Source organism: Streptomyces sp. SLBN-31 (assembly GCF_006715395.1).
Classification (GTDB): Bacteria; Actinomycetota; Actinomycetes; order Streptomycetales; family Streptomycetaceae; genus Streptomyces.
The window spans coordinates 2,391,188-2,409,834 of the sequence record NZ_VFNC01000002.1 but is presented as its reverse complement, the minus strand read 5'-3'; the positions used below and the strand labels follow the sequence as shown (position 1 = coordinate 2,409,834).

Annotated in this window: 16 protein-coding genes; 11 read left to right on the top strand and 5 right to left on the bottom strand. The window is 72.1% G+C overall.

Translation table 11 applies throughout. The features are described from left to right. Positions 1-87: 87 nt before the first annotated feature. On the top strand, positions 88-2,814 hold the full coding sequence (gene polA, locus FBY22_RS31075) for a DNA polymerase I (protein WP_142151297.1): 2,727 nt from the start codon (positions 88-90) through the stop codon (positions 2,812-2,814). 444 nt (positions 2,815-3,258) lie between these two features. Here the strand turns inward: polA and FBY22_RS31070 are convergent, their stop codons facing one another. Continuing rightward, the gene (locus FBY22_RS31070; protein WP_142151296.1) at positions 3,259-4,125 is read right to left on the bottom strand and encodes a DUF4184 family protein; all 867 of its coding nucleotides are present in this window, start codon (positions 4,123-4,125) and stop codon (positions 3,259-3,261) included. Positions 4,126-4,442: 317 nt separating this feature from the next. Here FBY22_RS31070 and FBY22_RS31065 point away from each other — a divergent pair, with 317 nt between their 5' ends. The 3 genes from FBY22_RS31065 (at position 4,443) to FBY22_RS31055 (ending at position 7,484) form a co-directional block, all read left to right on the top strand. Beyond that, positions 4,443-6,173 carry a lytic transglycosylase domain-containing protein gene (locus tag FBY22_RS31065; RefSeq protein ID WP_142151295.1) on the top strand — a complete coding sequence of 577 codons (1,731 nt, stop codon included), beginning with the start codon at positions 4,443-4,445 and terminating at the stop codon, positions 6,171-6,173. A gap of 162 nt (positions 6,174-6,335) precedes the next feature. Next, entirely contained in the window at positions 6,336-6,470 is a 135-nt protein-coding gene (locus FBY22_RS31060; protein ID WP_107416174.1) for an SPW_0924 family protein, read from the top strand. Between the two features lie 21 nt (positions 6,471-6,491). Beyond that, positions 6,492-7,484, top strand: a complete 993-nt coding sequence (locus FBY22_RS31055; protein ID WP_142151294.1) for a DUF3068 domain-containing protein — start codon at positions 6,492-6,494, stop codon at positions 7,482-7,484. Here FBY22_RS31055 and FBY22_RS31050 read toward each other — a convergent pair. Together FBY22_RS31050 and FBY22_RS31045 are read right to left on the bottom strand one after the other, a co-directional pair. After that, positions 7,474-10,446 carry an ATP-dependent RNA helicase gene (locus FBY22_RS31050; RefSeq protein WP_142151293.1) on the bottom strand — a complete coding sequence of 991 codons (2,973 nt, stop codon included), beginning with the start codon at positions 10,444-10,446 and terminating at the stop codon, positions 7,474-7,476. The two genes, FBY22_RS31055 and FBY22_RS31050, sit on opposite strands and share 11 nt — an antisense overlap. 4 nt (positions 10,447-10,450) lie before the next feature. Then, complete coding sequence (locus FBY22_RS31045; protein ID WP_142151292.1) at positions 10,451-11,395, bottom strand: class I SAM-dependent methyltransferase; 945 nt, start codon at positions 11,393-11,395, stop codon at positions 10,451-10,453. A gap of 301 nt (positions 11,396-11,696) precedes the next feature. On the opposite strand from FBY22_RS31045, the gene rpsA reads away from it, so the two are divergent. The 4 genes from rpsA (at position 11,697) to FBY22_RS31025 (ending at position 15,496) form a co-directional block, all read left to right on the top strand. Then, positions 11,697-13,196 carry a 30S ribosomal protein S1 gene (gene rpsA / locus FBY22_RS31040; protein ID WP_142151291.1) on the top strand — a complete coding sequence of 500 codons (1,500 nt, stop codon included), beginning with the start codon at positions 11,697-11,699 and terminating at the stop codon, positions 13,194-13,196. A 243-nt stretch (positions 13,197-13,439) separates the two neighbouring features. Beyond that, the gene (locus tag FBY22_RS31035) at positions 13,440-14,378 is read left to right on the top strand and encodes a PAC2 family protein (protein ID WP_142151290.1); all 939 of its coding nucleotides are present in this window, start codon (positions 13,440-13,442) and stop codon (positions 14,376-14,378) included. A 51-nt stretch (positions 14,379-14,429) separates the two neighbouring features. Beyond that, the gene (gene coaE, locus FBY22_RS31030; RefSeq protein WP_142151289.1) at positions 14,430-15,059 is read left to right on the top strand and encodes a dephospho-CoA kinase; all 630 of its coding nucleotides are present in this window, start codon (positions 14,430-14,432) and stop codon (positions 15,057-15,059) included. Positions 15,060-15,109: 50 nt separating this feature from the next. Beyond that, positions 15,110-15,496 (top strand): M48 family metallopeptidase, encoded by a 387-nt coding sequence (locus FBY22_RS31025; RefSeq protein ID WP_142151288.1) that lies wholly within the window; start codon positions 15,110-15,112, stop codon positions 15,494-15,496. A 1-nt stretch (position 15,497) separates the two neighbouring features. Here FBY22_RS31025 and FBY22_RS31020 read toward each other — a convergent pair whose 3' ends face one another. Further along, positions 15,498-15,758, bottom strand: coding sequence for a DUF6343 family protein (locus tag FBY22_RS31020; protein WP_142151287.1), 261 nt, complete (start codon positions 15,756-15,758; stop codon positions 15,498-15,500). A gap of 65 nt (positions 15,759-15,823) precedes the next feature. Here FBY22_RS31020 and FBY22_RS31015 point away from each other — a divergent pair, with 65 nt between their 5' ends. Both FBY22_RS31015 and FBY22_RS31010 read left to right on the top strand, forming a co-directional pair. Beyond that, positions 15,824-16,723, top strand: a complete 900-nt coding sequence (locus FBY22_RS31015; protein ID WP_142151286.1) for an acyltransferase domain-containing protein — start codon at positions 15,824-15,826, stop codon at positions 16,721-16,723. 93 nt (positions 16,724-16,816) lie between these two features. Then, entirely contained in the window at positions 16,817-17,257 is a 441-nt protein-coding gene (locus FBY22_RS31010; RefSeq protein WP_142151285.1) for a DoxX family protein, read from the top strand. 59 nt (positions 17,258-17,316) lie between these two features. On the opposite strand, the gene FBY22_RS31005 is transcribed toward FBY22_RS31010, so the two are convergent. Continuing rightward, positions 17,317-17,844 (bottom strand): RNA-binding S4 domain-containing protein, encoded by a 528-nt coding sequence (locus tag FBY22_RS31005; RefSeq protein WP_142151284.1) that lies wholly within the window; start codon positions 17,842-17,844, stop codon positions 17,317-17,319. 75 nt (positions 17,845-17,919) lie between these two features. Between FBY22_RS31005 and FBY22_RS31000 the strand changes: the two genes are divergently transcribed. Next, a complete protein-coding gene (locus FBY22_RS31000; RefSeq protein ID WP_142151283.1) occupies positions 17,920-18,612 on the top strand; it encodes a uracil-DNA glycosylase in 693 nt (230 codons plus the stop codon). The last annotated feature ends 35 nt before the right edge of the window (positions 18,613-18,647 follow it).

The following is an 18,647-nucleotide window of genomic DNA, read 5'->3' as shown; positions in this document are numbered from 1 at the left end:
CTCGCACGCGCCGCCGACACTGCCGCCGAAGGTGCGGCCGCCCCCGATGGCGGCCGACTGTCAGTGGCACGTGGCAGGATCGGGTCCGTGGCAGAGACAGCATCGAAGAAGACCGAGACGACCCCCGGCGGCAAGCGGCCCCGCCTCATGCTCATGGACGGGCACTCGCTGGCGTACCGCGCGTTCTTCGCGCTGCCCGCGGAGAACTTCACGACGGCGACGGGCCAGCCGACGAACGCGATCTACGGCTTCGCGTCGATGCTGGCCAACACCCTGCGTGACGAGGAGCCCACGCACTTCGCGGTGGCCTTCGACGTCTCCCGCAAGACCTGGCGCTCCGAGGAGTTCACCGAGTACAAGGCGAACCGCTCCAAGACGCCGGACGAGTTCAGGGGCCAGGTCGAGCTGATCGGCGAGCTGCTGGACACCATGCACGTCTCGCGCTTCGCGATCGACGGCTTCGAGGCGGACGACGTCATCGCCACCCTCGCCACCCAGGCCGAGGCCGAGGGCTTCGAGGTGCTGATCGTCACCGGCGACCGCGACTCCTTCCAGCTGGTCACCGAGCACACCACCGTGCTGTACCCGACGAAGGGCGTCTCGGAGCTGACCCGGTTCACTCCGGAGAAGGTCTTCGAGAAGTACGGCCTGACGCCGGCGCAGTACCCGGACTTCGCGGCCCTGCGCGGCGACCCGTCCGACAACCTGCCGGGCATCCCCGGGGTCGGCGAGAAGACGGCCGCGAAGTGGATCAACCAGTTCGGCTCCTTCGCCGATCTGGTCGAGCGCGTCGACGAGGTCAAGGGCAAGGCCGGCCAGAACCTCCGCGACCACCTGGAGGCCGTCAAGCTCAACCGCCGCCTGACCGAGATGGTGCGCACGGTGGAGCTGCCCAAGGCGGTCACCGACCTGGAGCGGGCCCCGTACGACCGCAAGGCCCTCGCGTTGGTCCTGGACACCCTGGAGATCAGGAATCCCTCCCTGCGCGAGCGGCTGCTGGCCGTCGACCCGGGCGCCGCCCAGGCGGAGGAGACGCCGGTGATCGCCGACGGCGTGGAGCTGGACGGCACGGTCCTCGGCACCGGTGAGCTCGCCCCCTGGCTCGCCGGGCACGCGGACGGCCCCCTCGGCGTGGCCACCGTCGACACCTGGGCGCTGGGCACCGGCTCGGTCGCCGAGGTCGCCCTCGCGACGGCCGACGGCCCGGCCGCCTGGTTCGACCCGTCCCAGCTGGACGAGGCCGACGAGCGGGCGTTCACGGCCTGGCTCGCGAGCGACACGAGCCCCAAGGTCCTGCACAACGTCAAGGGCGCCATGCGCGTGTTCGCCGAGCACGGCTGGAGCGTCGCCGGCGTCTCCATGGACACCGCGCTCGCCGCCTACCTGGTCAAGCCGGGCCGCCGCTCCTTCGACCTGGACGCGCTGTCCCTGGAGTACCTGGGCCGCGAGCTGGCCCCGGCCGCGGCCGCCGACGGCCAGCTGGCCTTCGGCGCGGACGACGGCGCCGAGGCCGAGGCACTGATGATCCAGGCCCGCGCCGTCCTGGACCTCGGCCAGGCCTTCGCCGGCCGCCTGCAGGAGGTCGGCGCCGCGGATCTCCTCCAGGACATGGAGCTGCCCACCTCCGCGCTGCTGGCCCGCATGGAGCGGCACGGCATCGCGGCCGACCGCGCGCACCTGGAGGCGATGGAGCAGATGTTCGCGGGCGCCGTCCAGCAGGCGGTGAAGGAGGCGCACGCGGCGGCCGGACACGAGTTCAACCTGGGCTCGCCCAAGCAGCTCCAGGAAGTCCTCTTCGGCGAACTGGCCCTGCCCAAGACCAAGAAGACGAAGACCGGCTACACCACCGACGCGGACGCCCTCGCCTGGCTCGCCACCCAGACGGACAACGAACTCCCGGTGATCATGCTCCGCCACCGCGAGCAGGCGAAGCTCCGCGTCACGGTCGAGGGCCTGATCAAGACCATCGCCGCCGACGGCCGCATCCACACCACCTTCAACCAGACCGTCGCCGCGACCGGCCGCCTCTCCTCCACCGACCCGAACCTGCAGAACATCCCCGTCCGCACGGACGAGGGCCGGGCCATCCGCCGGGGCTTCGTCGTCGGCGAGGGCTTCGAGTCCCTCATGACGGCCGACTACAGCCAGATCGAACTGCGGGTGATGGCCCACCTCTCCGAGGACGCGGGCCTCATCGAGGCCTTCACCTCGGGCGAGGACCTGCACACCACGGCCGCCTCCCAGGTCTTCGCGGTCGAGCAGACCGCGGTCGACGCGGAGATGCGCCGCAAGATCAAGGCGATGTCCTACGGCCTCGCCTACGGCCTGTCGGCCTTCGGCCTCTCCCAGCAGCTGAACATCGAGGCCGGCGAGGCGCGGGCCCTGATGGACGCCTACTTCGAGCGCTTCGGCGGTGTACGGGACTATCTGCGCCGGGTCGTCGACGAGGCGCGGGCCACCGGCTACACGGCCACCCTGTTCGGCCGCCGCCGCTATCTGCCCGACCTCAACAGCGACAACCGCCAGCGCCGCGAGGCGGCCGAGCGCATGGCCCTCAACGCCCCCATCCAGGGCACGGCGGCCGACATCGTCAAGATCGCCATGCTCCGCGTGGACGGCGCCCTGCGCGAGGCCGACCTCAAGTCCCGCATGCTCCTGCAGGTCCACGACGAAATCGTCCTGGAGATCGCCCCCGGCGAGCGCACCCAGGTCGAAGAACTGGTCCGCCGCGAGATGTCCGACGCGGTCCACCTCAGGGTCCCCCTGGGCGTCTCGGTCGGCGCGGGACCGGACTGGGAATCGGCGGCCCACTGACAGGACCACCGGGGCAGTCCCCCCACGGTCCGCACCCGCGCACGCACGGGAGCGGGTCGTGGGGGTGCGGCGCAGCCCGCCGCGTGCGCTTCCTGCACACGTTCCGCGTCTCAGCAGGCAGACGCCCCGTCGGCGGCGGGCTCGCCGCACCCCCACGACCCCGGCCCACCACCGGACCGCCGCGCCGACCCGCCCGTCACCCACGTGGCCCCCGCGAACACGCCCTCCGCCACCCCCGCCGTCAGGATGCGGGCATGGGTATACGCATGCTCAACCGCCGCACGGCGAAAGCGCAGGCAGATGCCAAGCCGGGGCCCGGGTCCACGCCGGTCCCGGTCTTCGCGGCCGACGCGAGCACCGCACGCATCCCCACGGACCTCGCGGCAACCCTGCACCGCCTCCCCTCAGGCCTCGCGACAACCCTGCACCGCACCGCGGCCCACCTCACCGGCCGCCTTCGGCACCGCTCCGCCCCACGCTGACCGGCTCCGGGCCGCTGTCCCCGTCCGGGACCGGACGCCACACCCGCACACCGACCGCGTACAGCAGTACCCCCAGCACCAGCCCGGCCCCCATCCCGAAGCACAGCGTCGGAACCAGCTCCCACGGCCGAGCCCGCGCCCCCCATTCCCCCCACCACACGGTGGCCCGCCGCACCCCCGCCACCACCGCGCACCCCGCGATAAATCCCCCGGCCCACCACCGATCCCGCCCCGCCAGCACAGGCACCCCGAACGGCCCCGGAACAGCCGGCCGCACCCGCCGCAGAGCCCGAGCCACCCACACCGCGATCACGACAGCCGCCACCACCGACCCCCCGTACTGCAGGTACCAGTACAGCGGCGACCCCGCGATCTCCGTCCCCAGCACGGGAAACCAGCGCATCCCCCACCGGTCGGCATGCGTGAACGCATCCCACACCACATGCGTCAGCGCCCCCAGCACCGCCGACGCGTACCACCGCACCGCCACCCCCGCCCCGGCCCGCGAGCGCGCCACCCCGCACCGCAACAGCACGGCCGGCCGCGCCTGCCAGGCCCGCGGAAGCAACGCCACCACCGGCTCGCGCACCAACAGCCACAGCCCGACCAACACCCAGGCCACGACCACGTCGACCGTGAACACGCCGGCGAACGAGTGGGTGAAGTCGCCGAACTCCATCGCACCGGGCACGGCACTCGCCGCGAAGTAGGTCATGTCGGGGGAGAAGGATCCGGCCACGAGCACGGCCGGAACCAGCCGCCCCCGCCCGCTTCCGTCGCCGCGCACACCGGGCAGTACGGCCGCCGCATGGCTCAGGGTGAACGGCAACAGGGCTCCTAGGAGAAGACGTCGACCGGTCTGCCACCGGCTGTAGATGGCCATCTGGTGAATGACGGGCACGAACGGGTGCCCATGGCAAGCAAGTTGTCGTAGGGTCGCCTGGGTCACAGCACGGGGCACCGGGCTGCTCGGCAGACCGAAGAACCGCAAAACACAACAGAAGCACAGAACACCAGCACCGAGCGGACGAAAAAAGAACAAGCAATCGCCCCACAAGGGCAACCAGCCCCGTGGGTCGATCGTCACATCAAGGCGAGCAGGCAGACAGAGAAGGGCGCTCGGGCGTCCACGGGAGGGTTCACTCTATGGCGGCGCAATTCGGCAGGAGGCTGGCCAAGGGAGCGGCGACCACCGCCGTGGCGGCGCTGGCGGTCGCGGCCCTGTCCGCGTCGCAGGCGCCAGGAGTCACGGTCGACGGCCACGGCAGACAGACCGCCTCGGACGCCACGCCGTCACCCGACGCGACCGCCGACGCCGGTTCGGCGACCGGCAACTCGCCGTACTACACGGACCTCCCGCCGCTCAACAGCCCCAACCCCAGCCCCTCACCGTCCGCGTCCGGTACTCCGGTGGTCCAGGGCAGCGGTGAGGCGGGCATCCCCGCGACCGTCCTCGACGCCTACAAGAAGGCGGAGACGGCCATGCGCGCGGCCAAGCCGGGCTGCAACCTGCCCTGGCAACTCCTCGCCGCCATCGGCAAGGTGGAGTCGGGACAGGCCCGCGGCGGCCGCGTCAGCGCGGACGGCACCACGCTCTCCCCGATCCTCGGTCCGCAGCTCGACGGCGACGGCTTCGCGCTGATCAAGGACACCGACGGCGGCAAGTACGACGGCAACAGCTCCTACGACCAGGCCGTCGGGCCCATGCAGTTCATCCCGTCCACCTGGGCGTGGGCGGGCCGCGACGGCAACGGGGACGGCAAGAAGGACCCCAACAACGTCTACGACGCCGCTCTCGCCGCCGCCCACTACCTGTGCCGCGACAACTGGGACCTGTCGAACCAGACGGACCTCAACAGCGCGATCCTCAGCTACAACAACTCGCAGGACTACCTGAACACCGTCCTGTCGTGGCTGGAGTACTACCGCAAGGGCACGCACTCCATCCCGGACGGCACCGGTACGGTCCCGTCGAACCGCAGCGACAGCGGCGGCAGCGGGAACACCTCCAAGCCGACGACGTCGAAGCCGCCGACGGGCAAGCCCTCCAAGCCGGGCACCAGCCCCAGCCCGAAGCCGGGCGGCAGCAGCGGCGGCGGCAGCCCGAGCCCGTCCACCCCGCCGTCCCCGCCCGCAACGCCCACCGACACGGTGGACCACCTGGCGGACGCGGGCACCGCGAAGCTAACCGCGACGGCGGGCGACGAGTTCACCAAGAAGATCAGCACCAAGGCCGTCACCAAGGCGGGCAAGGCCGTCGCCAAGGTCCGGGTCCGCTTCACGATCATCGGCGACACCGACACCACCTTCGCCGGCGGCGAGAGCGTGGCCAGCACCGTCACCAACGCCTCCGGCGTTGCCGTGGCGCCCGCGCTGCAGGCCGGCGAGAAGACCGGTGACTTCACCGTCCGCGCGACGGTCGTCGGCCGCGCCGTCGCCGCCCTCGACTACAAGGCCACCGTCACCGAGCGCGTCGCCGACACGCTCGTCCGCACCGGCGACACGGCGCTCACCTGCACGCCGGGCGGCGAGTTCGCCGACCAGGTCGAGGTGAAGGCCACCTACAAGAGCGCCGTCGCGGACAAGGTCGCGGTCACCGCCATGCTGATCAAGTCCAAGGACGACGCGACCGCGAACGACAAGGGCCCCTACTTCAAGGACGCGGACGGCAAGACCGTACGCACCCTCACGGGTCTGACGACTGACGCCGACGGCAAGCTCCAGCTGCCCAAGATGTACGCGGACGACACCACCGGCACCTTCGTCCTGCGCGTCACCACCGCGGGCGGCGCCACGCTCGACGTCCAGCTGACGGTGGCGGCGGCCGACACCTCCGCGACCCCGTCGCCCAGCCCGTCGGCGAGCGCGAGTTCGTAAGCCGCGTACCGGCCCGTTCCTCCACGACGACCACGGCGTCCCTCTGCGCAGGGGCGCCGTAGTCGTGTGCGACCTGTTCTCATCTCGCCCGCCCGTTGCTACGGTGCCGGATCTGACGAGGTATCAGTTCCAGGTTCCTCTCCAGTCCGTCGGGAGGCAGGCATGCGCGCCCTGATCGCCGCCGCGACCGGTCTCGCCGTCGCGTTCGCGCTGGTCCTCACGATCACCGCGATGGGGACCCCGACGGGGAAGACGTCGCCGAAGCCGCTGCTGACGACGGTGCCCGCACACCCGTAGCCGTCCGCCCGGGAGGCCGAGATGCGCCGCAAGGCCAGTCTGGTCCTGCTCGCCTTCGCCGTGTTCTTCGCGGCCCTGTCCCCGTTGCTGCGCTGGTACGCCTTCCCGCGTCTGGCCAAGATCCCGGCCGGCCAGTACCAGGACATGGTCCTGGAGGCGAAGGACGCGACCCTCCTCGACTACGGCACGATGAAGGCGAGGAAGGTCTCCAAGGTCACCATCGTTCAGACCCTCAAGGGCGACGTGGAGGCCGCGAAGAAGATCGGGAAGGCGGCCGGCCGGGACGTCGTCGTCTGGGACGGCCTGTCCTACGTCCAGGGGCCCGACGGCAAGATGGTCTCCGAGATCCCCGAGCGCTACATCTTCGACGCCCACAGCCAGGCCCCGGTCCACGCCACCGGCGAGATGGTCGACGGCGACCCGGTGAAGCGGACCGGCATCGAGTTCAAGTGGCCCTTCCTGACGCAGCAACGGGACTACGAGTACTTCGACGCGCAGACCCGCACCACCAACCCCATCCACTACAAGGGCACCCAGGACTTCCGTGGCGTCAAGGTCTACTACTTCGAGCAGACCATCCCCTGGACCAAGGTCGCCTTCCCCAGGACCATGCCCGTCAAGGGCATCACCCCCGAGTCGGTCGCCAAGACCGGCACCACCCGCTGGTACACCACCGTCCGCAGGTTCTGGGTCGAGCCCGTCACCGGCGCACCGGTCTACGGCGAGGAGATCCACAAGGAGGAGCTGCGCGGCGGCACCCTGCTCGGCGGCCGGGACAAGGTGACGGCCTTCGCCGGCCACGTGAAGATGCGCGAGGACTACATCGAGCACACGGTCGCGCTGGTCAAGTCCAACCGCACCCTCGTCCTGCTGATGACCTCGTACCTGCCGTGGGGCTTCCTGATCCTCGGCACTCTGCTGCTCGCCCTCTCCCTGTGGCTGGAGGCCCGCGGCCGCCGCCCGGCCGACCCGGCACGCGCCGAGTCCGCGGCGCCCGAACCCGTCAGCGCCTGAGCCGCGCTTTGGTGTGCCGCGTCGGCTCGGCGGCCGCCGGGTCCTCGGGCCACGGATGCTTCGGATACCGGCCGCGCAGTTCGGCGCGCACGCCCTTGTAGCCGTCCTTCCAGAAGGAGGCGAGGTCGGCGGTGACGGCGACGGGCCGCCCGGCGGGGGAGAGGAGGTGCACGAGCAACGGCACGCCCGCCACCGCGGGCGACTTGTGCAGACCGAACATCTCCTGCAACTTCACGGCGAGAACGGGCTGTTCGGGATCGCCGTAGTCGATCCGGATCCTGGACCCACTCGGTACGGTGATGCGCTCCGGCGCCAGCTCGTCGAGCCGCCCGGCCTCCCCGGAGGCCCAGGGCAGCAGACGGGCGAGCGCCTGCCCCGCGTCGATCCGCCCCAGTTCCGCCCGCCGCCGGGCCCGCCCCAGCTCGGGCTCCAGCCACTCGTCCACGCGCGCATGCAGCGCGTCGTCGCCGACGTCGGGCCACGGCTCCCCGAGACGCAGCCGCAGAAAGGCGAGCCGTTGACGCAGTACGACGGCCTCGGGCGACCACCGCAGCAGCCCGAACCCCTCCTCCCGCAGCCCCTCCAGGAGCGCATCCCGTACGAGGCCCGGGTCGGCGTCCGGCAACGGCCGCACCGCGAGCTCGATCGCCCCCAGCCGCCGCACACTCCGTGCCACGACGTCCCCGTCGGCCCAGTGGACCTCCTGCGCCTCGGAGTACAGGGGGGCGGCGGCGCGCCGGGCCAGGTCCTCGTCGATCACGGCCGCGAGCCGCACGCGCGCGTGCCCCTTGCCGACGGGCCGATCCGCCACGGCGACCGCGATCCAGGGCGCCCCCCGCAGCGGACTGCCGTCGGCGAACTCGGCCCTGGTGCCGGAGGCCATGAGATAGGAACCCCCGTCGGCCCTTGCGACCCGCTCGGGAAAAGCAAGCGCGGCCACAAGCCCCACGATCCGCTCATCGCCCCCGCCTGCCGACGCGCGGCCGTCCGCGCCCGCCGTCGCCGCGCCCGGCCCGGCTGCCGGCGTGTGGTCGTCCGCGTCCATCCGCGCCGCGCGCGCCCTGCCTGTCGGCGCGCGGCCGTCCGCGTCCGCCGTCGCCGCGTGCGCCCCGGCTGCCGGCGTGTGGTCGTCCGCGTCCATCCGCGCCGCGCGCGCCCCGGTCGTCGGCGTGTGGTCGTCCGCGTCCGCCGTCGCCGCGTGCGCCCCGGCTGCCGGCGTGTGGTCGTCCGCGTCCATCCGCGCCGCGCGCGCCCCGGTCGTCGGCGTGTGGTCGTCCGTGTTCGGCGTCGACGCGCCCGGACCGCCTGCCCGCGTGTTGTCTTCCGTACCCGTCGCCGACCCGCCGACTGCCCGTGTTCGGTCGTCCGCGCCGGGCGTGGATGTGGTGCTGCCGGCCATCCGCGGGCTGTCGTCCGTCACATGCGTCGTCGGTGTGGCCTCGCTCGCCGCCCGCGACGGGTCCTCCCCTGCGGGTGTCCGCGTGCTCGCCCGGAGCCGTCGTACCTCCGTGCGCCAGCGGGCGGCGTACGGGTCGTTGCCGCGGCGGGCGGTTCGCAGGGCGGCCGTGAGGTCGTCGCCGTACTCGCGGGGCGGTTCCTCCGACAGGAGTGCCACCGCCTCTGCGCCCTGTCCGGAGGTGTCGAGCAGTGCTCGGCCCAGTCGTGGGTGCAGGCCCAGGCGGGCCAGGGCGGCTCCCCGCCGCGTGGCGCGGCCGTCGGCGTCCACCGCGCCCACCGCCGTCAGGACGGCCCGCGCCGCCGCCATCGCCCCGCCCGGGGGCGGGTCCAGCAGCGCCAGCCCGGACGCGTCCGGGTCGCCCCAGCACGCTGTCTGCAGCGCGAACGCCGTCAGGTCGGCCACTTTGATCTCCGGCGCCGGGAAGCGCGGCAGCCGCGCGTCCTCGGCCTCCGCCCAGCAGCGGTACACCGCACCCGGCGCCTCACGCCCGGCCCGGCCCGCCCGCTGCCGCCCGGCGGCCTGCGAGGCCCGTACCGTCGTCAGCGCGCTCAGCCCGCGCGCGTGGTCGACGCGCGGCTCACGCGACAGCCCCGAGTCCACGACCACCCGTACGCCGGGGACCGTCAGCGACGACTCCGCCACCGACGTCGCCAGCACCACCCGGCGCCGGGTGCCGGGGGAGAGCACCGCGTCCTGCACGGCCGCCGGCGCGCGCCCGTGCACCTGGAGCACCTCGGCGCCGCCCACATCCCCCAACTGCCCGGCCACGCGCGCGATCTCGCCCACGCCCGGCAGGAAGCACAGCACGTCCCCGTCCCGCTCGGCCAGCGCCCGCCGTACCGTCGACGCCACGTGCGCCAGCAGCGCCGGGTCCACGCGCGTGCCGTGCGGCGGACGTACGGGGCGGACCGGCGGCGACCAGATCACCTCGACCGGGTACGAGACGCTCTCCGCCTCGATCACCGGCGCCCCGCCCAGCAGCCGCGCCCACCCCTGCGCGTCCGTGGTCGCCGACGCCGCCACCAGCCGCAGCTCGGGCCGCAGCGCCTCCCGGACGTCCCACAGGAAGGCCGCCGCGGTGTCGGCGTCCAGATGCCGCTCGTGGCACTCGTCGAGCACCACCACGTCCACCCCGGTCAGCTCCTGGTCCCGCTGCAGCCGTTGCAGCAGCACGCCGGTCGTGACGACCTCCACGCGCGTGTGCCGCCCGACCACCCGCTCGCCGCGCACCGTGTAGCCGACGCTCTCGCCCGTCCGCTCGCCCAGCAGCCACGCCATCCGCCGCGCCGCGGCCCGGACGGCGATGCGGCGCGGCTCCGCCACCACCACGCGACGGGCCGCGCCCCGCCCGAGCAGTCCGGCAAGCTCCAGCGGCACCAGCGTCGTCTTGCCGGTGCCCGGAGGCGCCACGAGAACGGCAGTACCGTGCCCCTCCAGGGCGTCGTCGAGAGCGGGCAGCGCCGCGCGTACGGGCAGTGCGTCCAGGGCGTCGTAACGGATCACACGCTCAGTCTCGTACGCAGACGAAGATCGCCGTCCCCGGGATCAGGTTCCCGCGCAGCGGCGACCAGCCGCCCCACTCGGCGGTGTTCCAGGCCGGCCACTCCGGCTCGACCAGGTCGACGAGCCGGAAGCCGCCCGCCACCACGTCCCGGACCCGGTCGCCGATCGTCCGGTGGTGCTCCACGTAGACCGCGTGGCCCTCCTCGTCCTGCTCGACGTACGGCGTGCGGTCGAAGTAGGAGGCCGACACGCTCAGCCCCTCGGGTCCCGGCTCGTCCGGGAAGGCCCAGCGGATCGGGTGGGTCACCGAGAAGACGAAACGCCCGCCGGGACGCAGCACCCGCCGCACCTCCTTCAGTACCCGTACCGGCTCGGCGACGAAGGGCAGCGCCCCGTACGCCGAGCAGGCCAGGTCGAAGGACGCGTCCGCGAAGGGCAGCTCGCCGGCGTCCGCGCAGACCAGGGGGAACGCGCCGCCGATGCGCAGGGCGTGCTGCAGCTGGCGGTGCGAGATGTCCAGGGCCACCGGGCGGGCGCCCTGCGCGGCCAGCCAGCGCGAGCACTGGGCGGCGCCCGCGCCGATCTCCAGGACGTCCCGGCCCTTGAGGTCCTCCGGCGGACCCAGCAGCTCGGCCTCCACCTCGTCGAGGCCCTCCGGGCCCCACACGAAGCGGTCGTCCCCGAGGAACGTGCCGTGCTCGACCTGGTACTCGTCGGCGTTCCGGTCCCACCAGCCCCGGTTGGCCCGGGAGCTCTCCGCGACACCGGCCGTGCGCCGGGTGGCCTCGGGCTCGACCTCGTGCTCCGAGTCGTGCCGGGACTCGGGGCCGGGCCCGGACTCGGGGTCGTACTCGCGCTCGGAAGAAACGGACTCTTGGATGATCGGCTCCCTCGTCGTACTCTTCCCTCCAACCCGACGCCCACGGGTGTCACGGAGGGCGTGTCGCAGGCCTGCGTGGCCTCGCGAGACAGTTCTTGTGCCGGGTATGGGGCGATCCGCCCCGGGTGTGCGCCTTCGCGCATTGACCCTGCCTGGCTGCCCCCGTATGCTACAAGTTGCGCTGCGGGCCTGCGCACCTCAGACGTAGCAGGCTGCGCTCGCATCTGTTGTATGTCCCCTCGGTTGTCGAGGCGCCATCACCGATTTCGGTGGGGCGCTTCCTTGGCTGTCCGGCTTCTTCAGAGCGAAACGGGCTCCCGGCGTAAGCAGTACCTACGACTTCAATGTCCGTACCGGAGCCCTTTCCCACATGACGAGCAGCACCGAGACCACCGCCACCACCCCGCAGGTAGCGGTCAACGACATCGGTAACGAGGAAGCCTTCCTCGCCGCGATCGACGAGACGATCAAGTACTTCAACGACGGCGACATCGTCGACGGCGTCATCGTGAAGGTCGACCGGGACGAGGTCCTGCTCGACATCGGTTACAAGACCGAAGGCGTTATCCCGAGCCGCGAGCTCTCCATCAAGCACGACGTCGACCCGAACGAGGTCGTCGCCGTCGGTGACGAGATCGAGGCCCTTGTTCTCCAGAAGGAGGACAAGGAAGGCCGCCTGATCCTCTCGAAGAAGCGCGCCCAGTACGAGCGTGCCTGGGGCACCATCGAGAAGATCAAGGAAGAGGACGGGATCGTCACCGGTACCGTCATCGAGGTCGTCAAGGGTGGTCTCATCCTCGACATCGGCCTCCGTGGCTTCCTCCCGGCCTCCCTGGTCGAGATGCGCCGCGTCCGCGACCTCCAGCCCTACGTGGGCAAGGAGCTCGAGGCCAAGATCATCGAGCTGGACAAGAACCGCAACAACGTGGTCCTGTCCCGCCGTGCCTGGCTGGAGCAGACCCAGTCCGAGGTCCGCCAGACGTTCCTCACGACCCTGCAGAAGGGTCAGGTCCGCTCCGGTGTGGTCTCCTCGATCGTCAACTTCGGTGCCTTCGTGGACCTGGGTGGCGTCGACGGTCTGGTCCACGTCTCCGAGCTGTCCTGGAAGCACATCGACCACCCCTCCGAGGTCGTCGAGGTCGGCCAGGAGGTCACGGTCGAGGTCCTCGACGTCGACATGGACCGCGAGCGCGTCTCCCTGTCGCTGAAGGCGACCCAGGAAGACCCGTGGCAGCAGTTCGCCCGTACCCACCAGATCGGCCAGGTCGTGCCCGGCAAGGTCACGAAGCTGGTTCCGTTCGGTGCGTTCGTCCGCGTGGACGAGGGCATCGAGGGTCTGGTCCACATCTCCGAGCTGGCCGAGCGCCACGTGGAGATCCCGGAGCAGGTCGTCCAGGTCAACGACGAGATCTTCGTCAAGGTCATCGACATCGACCTCGAGCGCCGTCGCATCAGCCTCTCGCTGAAGCAGGCCAACGAGTCCTTCGGTTCGGACCCGGCCTCGGTCGAGTTCGACCCGACGCTGTACGGCATGGCCGCGTCGTACGACGACCAGGGCAACTACATCTACCCCGAGGGCTTCGATCCCGAGACCAACGACTGGCTCGAGGGCTACGAGAAGCAGCGCGAGGAGTGGGAGCGCCAGTACGCCGAGGCGCAGACCCGCTTCGAGCAGCACCAGCAGCAGGTCATCAAGAGCCGCGAGGCCGACGCTGCCGCTGCCGCCGAGGGCGGCGACGCCGCCGGTGCGGCTCCGGCCGCGGGTGGCGGCGGTTCGTACTCCTCCGAGGGTGCGGACACCTCCGGTGCGCTGGCTTCGGACGAGGCGCTTGCCGCGCTTCGCGAGAAGCTGGCCGGTGGCCAGAGCTGAGCTGACGCTCACTGAGCAGTAGCTCCTGACTGAGGGGCCGTACCTTTCGAGGTGCGGCCCCTCGGTGTTTTCGGCTGCCGGCCGGTGGGGGCTTGTCGCGCAGTTCCCCGCACCCCTTTGGGGCGCGCTCCAATCAGCCCTGCCATGAAAAGCGACTGAGATGTGGCTGATCAGGGGCCCCGGTGGGAATGACCCTGCTCCAGGGCGTGTTGATGTGTACGAACACGAGGAGGAGCGGTCACTGTGCTTGATCCGCAGGGTTTGTACGCATGGGAGCCGAAGGGCCTGGCAGTCGTCGACATGGCGCTCGCCCAGGAGTCGGCCGGCCTTGTCATGCTCTACCACTTCGACGGATACATCGACGCGGGCGAGACCGGCGACCAGATCGTCGACCGGCTGCTCGACTCGCTGCCCCACCAGGTCGTGGCCCGCTTCGACCACGACCGGCTCGTGGACTACCGCGCCCGCCGTCCGCTGCTGACCTTCGAGCGCGACCGGTGGACCGACTACGAGGAGCCGAGCATCGACGTGCGGCTCGTCCAGGACGCCACCGGGGCGCCCTTCCTGCTGCTCTCCGGCCCCGAGCCGGACGTGGAGTGGGAGCGCTTCGCCAAGGCCGTCGAGCAGATCGTGGAGCGGCTCGGCGTACGCCTGGCCGTGAACTTCCACGGCATCCCGATGGGCGTCCCGCACACCCGCCCCGTCGGCCTGACCCCGCACGGCAACCGCGGCGACCTGGTGCCCGGGCACCGCAGCCCCTTCGACGAGGCGCAGGTCCCCGGCAGCGCGGAGTCCCTCGTGGAGTACCGCCTGATGGAGGCCGGGCACGACGTCCTCGGCGTCGCCGCGCACGTCCCGCACTACATCGCCCGCTCCCCGTACCCGGACGCGGCCCTGACCGTGCTGGAGGCCATCACGGCCGCCACCGGCCTGGTCCTCCCGGGCATCGCGCACGGCCTGCGTACCGACGCCCACCGCACCCAGACGGAGATCGAGCGGCAGATCCGCGAGGGCGACGAGGAGCTCACCACCCTGGTGCAGGGCCTGGAGAACCAGTACGACGCCGTCGCCGGCGCCGCGAGCCGCGGCAACATGCTGGCCGAGCCGGTGGACATCCCCTCCGCCGACGAGATCGGGCAGGAGTTCGAGCGCTTCCTGGCGGAGCGGGAGGGCGACAACTGACTCCCGAGGGTCCGGCACGCGCGGCCGGAGGCGGGCCGTAAGCTTCGGGGCATGCTGAAGGTGGGCCTGACCGGGGGCATCGGTGCCGGTAAGAGCGAGGTGTCGCGGCTTCTCGTGGCGTGCGGGGCCGTGCTGATCGACGCGGACCGCATCGCGCGCGAGGTCGTCGAGCCGGGCACGCCAGGACTGGCCGCCGTCGTGGACGCCTTCGGACCGGACGTGCTCACCGCGGACGGCACCCTGGACCGTCCCAAGCTCGGTTCGATCGTCTTCGCGGACCCGGAGAAGCTGGCCGTGCTCAACTCGGTCGTGCACCCCCTGGTGGGCGTGCGGTCCCGGGAACTGGAGGAGGCCGCCGCCGAGGACGCCGTCGTCGTCCACGACGTGCCGCTCCTCGCCGAGAACGGCCTGGCCGGGCTGTACGACGTCGTGATCGTCGTCGACGCGAGCCCCGAGACCCAGCTCGACCGGCTGGTGCGGCTGCGCGGCATGACCGAGGAGGACGCCCGCGCCCGGATGGCCGCCCAGGCGACGCGGGAGAAGCGCCGGGAGATCGCGGACGTCGTGATCGACAACGACGTACCGCTGGAGGAGCTGCGGCGCCGGGTGCGGGACGTATGGGCCGATCTCGAGCGTCGGGCGCACGCTGAGGGCCACTCGTCACGGCAGCCCCGGGAATAGCACGCCTGTCCTGGCGCGTTGAACCCCTCCAGTGAGGGAAGGACTCTGCCGTGCCCGAGACCAGCGGTTCGACCGGACGTACTCCGGAGACGCACGTCATCGACTTCCGTGCCGCCGAGCAACTGCTCAACGCACGGGACCCGCGGGGCGCGGTGAAGCTGCTCGACGGTGTCATCGCCGCGCACCCCGAGAACACCGCCGCCCGTCTGCTGCGCGCGCGTGCCTTCTTCGCCGCCGCGCAACTGCGGCCCGCGGAGCTGGAGTTCACGATCGTCCTGGAGCGCGAGCCGGACAACTCGTTCGCGCACTTCGCGCTCGCCCGCACCTACGAACGCCAGGGCCGCGGCGACCAGGCCAAGCGCCACTTCCGCCTCGCGGCCGCGCTGGACCCCAACCCGCAGTACCTGAGGGCGGCCCGCTTCGACGAGTCGGCCTGAGCTAACGCCTGCCCGGCGGCCGGTACGGCGGGATGTCCGGGCCCGGCTGGTAGTGCGGGCCCTGGCGCATGTGCCTGAGGATGAACGTCAGGTCGATGGTGATCACCAGCCACAGCACTCCGCAGGCCGCCGCCCATCCGGGCCGTCCCACGAGCGCGAACGCGGCCGTGCCGAAGACCGCCCAGACCAGCCCCCACACGCTCAGCCAGAACCGCGCCCGCAGGGCACTGCGCGCGGTCGTGGGTTCACTGCCGGTACGCATCGCCTGATCACCGTTCCTTCCTGCAACGTACTCTTCGATGCGGACGTTCACCAAAGGGGGTTCCTGTGCTGCCGGCTGCGGACGAACTGGCCGAGGTGCTGCTCGATCTCGCGGTACCCCATGAGGACATCGGGGAACTCGTACGGATGAGCCGACGGGTGATCGACGACCCGGAGCTGCGGCAGGCGCTGGAGCGTTCCGTGGCGGAGCTCGTCCGGGGGATGGGCGAGATCGGCACCGGCCTCGACCTGCCCGACCTCGACTGGGCCTCGGGCCCGCTGCAGCGCTGCTTCCCCGTGTTCGTGTTCGTGGCGGCACTGCCGTACACGCGCGCCCAGCACCGCGAGCGGGGCGTCCCGGACGAGGTGTCCCGGCGGACCCTGGCCGACCTCGGGCGGCACATGGCGGTGCACCGGCGGCGGTACGGCGTGGCGGGCGTGCACGCCGTCTGGTGGTTCGGCCACCACTTCCGCGGCGAGCTGTACCAGCTGGGCCGGCTGCAGTTCGAGCGGGCACGACTGGGCCGGCGCACGGGCACCGCGCTCGCGGCGGCGGGACTCGACGTCGGTCCGGGCACGCCGTGCCTGAACCTGCACATCCCCGACTTCCTCGGCCCGCTCACCCCGGCCGCCTGCGACCGCTCGCTGGCGCTCGCCGCGGACTTCTTCGCCCGCTGCTTCCCCGAGGAGAAGTACCGGGTCGCGACCTGCCACTCCTGGCTGCTGGACCGGCAGTTGACGCGCTACCTGCCGGCCGGCTCCAACATCGTCCGCTTCCAGCAGCGCTTCCGGCTCGCCCGCGAGGACAAGGAACCGGCGGACACCGACCCGGTGGAGTTCGTCTTCGGCGACCCGGACCTGCCGGTGGAGACCCTGCCCCGGCGCAGCGCCCTGGAACGGGCCGTCGGCGACCATCTGCGGGCGGGCGGCCACTGGTACCACGGGCACGGCTGGTTCGAGCTGTGAAAGGGGCGCGGACGGCGATGAGTTCGGGCGGGCGCCGGGGTCTTCCCCTGTGACAGCGACACCGACACCGACCGCTTACCGCAGGAGAACCCCATGTCCGAGACCACCGTCCCCTCCGCCTCCGCCTCCGCCGCTTCCGTCTCCGTCCGCGGCCGCCGCGCCCGGGTCGCCCTGCGCACCGTGCAGGTCCTGCTCGCCCTCTTCTACGGTGTCGCGAGCGCCCTGCCGAAGTTGATCGGCAACCAGTACGCCGTCGACGCCTTCGACGAGATCGGCTGGGGCGGCGTGGGGATGTACACCATCGGCGCGCTCGAACTCGCCGGTGCCGTGGCCCTGTTGATCCCGGTGCTGCAGTCCGTGGCCGCGGTCGCGCTGAGCGCGCTGATGGTCGGCGCGTTCTTCGTCCAGATGATCGTCTTCGGAGGGGAGAACGCCGCGACGCCGCTGATCCTGATCGTGCCGCTGGCCGTGATCGCCTGGGCGCGGCGCGGCTCGAACAGGGATCTGCTGGATCTCGTACGACGACGGGGGTGAGCCCCGGCGGCGGAGGGGGCGTCCGGTTCGCGCCGGACGCCCCCTCCGTGTGCCCGGAGTCAGTGCCCGCCCGTTCGTCCCGTGCCGCCGCCCATGATCCCGCGCAGTCGTTCCAGCTCACGGCGGTCGCGCTTGGTCGGTCGCCCGGTGCCGCGGTCGCGGATGCCGATCGGGGCGACGGCCTCGCGCGGCGGCGGAGGCGGCGAGTTGTCGACGTAGCACTGGACCGCCACGGGCGCGCCGACCCGCTTGCGGATCAGCCGCTTGACGATCACGATCCGTTCCCGGCCCTCGTGGCGCAGCCGCACCTCGTCGCCGACGCGGAGGCTGTGTGAGGGCTTCACGTTCTGGCCGTTCACCCGCACATGCCCGCCCTTGCAGGCGGTGGCACCGAGCGAACGGGTCTTGATCAGGCGGACGGCCCAGATCCAGCTGTCGACGCGGACGCTCTCGCCGTTCGCCGGCCCGGCCGCTTCCGCGGCGGCGATCGCGGCGGCGACCTTCGGATCGACGGCCTGCTCGGCGTCGGCCCTCTGGACGGTGTTGTGCGGATCGGCGGTGCCGTCCTCGTCAGCGTGCGGAGCCATGTCCCCGACCTTAGCTCGCTCGGGCCGGGTATTCCGCGCGGTTTTCCGACGGGACGGGCGACGTACCGTTGATCCATGGACAGCCTGGTCGAGCTCGACTCCCGGATCGCCGGATGTGCCGCGTGTCCTCGGCTCGTGGAGTGGCGGGAGAAGGTCGGGCGGACCAAGCGGGCGGCCTTCCGGGACTGGACGTACTGGGCGCGGCCGGTGCCCGGGTTCGGTCCCTCCGACGCCTCGCTGCTGATCGTCGGCCTGGCTCCCGCCGCGCACGGCGGCAACCGCACCGGCCGCATGTTCACCGGGGACCGCTCCGGGGACGTGCTGTACCGGGCGCTGTACGACGTGGGGCTGGCCTCCCAGCCCACCTCCGTCGCCGCCGACGACGGCCTCGAGCTCCACGGCGTCCGTGTCACCTCGCCGGTGCACTGCGCCCCGCCCGAGAACAAGCCCACGCCCGCGGAACGGAACACCTGCCGGTCCTGGCTGGTGCAGGAGCTGCGGCTGCTGCGGCCGACGCTCCGCGCGGTGGTCGTGCTCGGCGCGTTCGGCTGGCAGGCGGCGCTGCCCGCGTTCGCCGAGGCGGGCTGGGCGGTTCCGCGGCCGCGGCCCGTGTTCGCGCACGGGGCGCGCGTGCCGCTGGACGGCCTCGACCTCTTCGGCTGCTTCCACGTCAGCCAGCGCAACACCTTCACCGGCAGGCTCACCCCGGACATGCTGCGGGACGTGCTGCGCACGGCGGGGGAGGCGGCGGGCCTGCCCGTGAAATGAGGAGGCGGTCCCGACCGGGGGGCGTTACCGTGCCC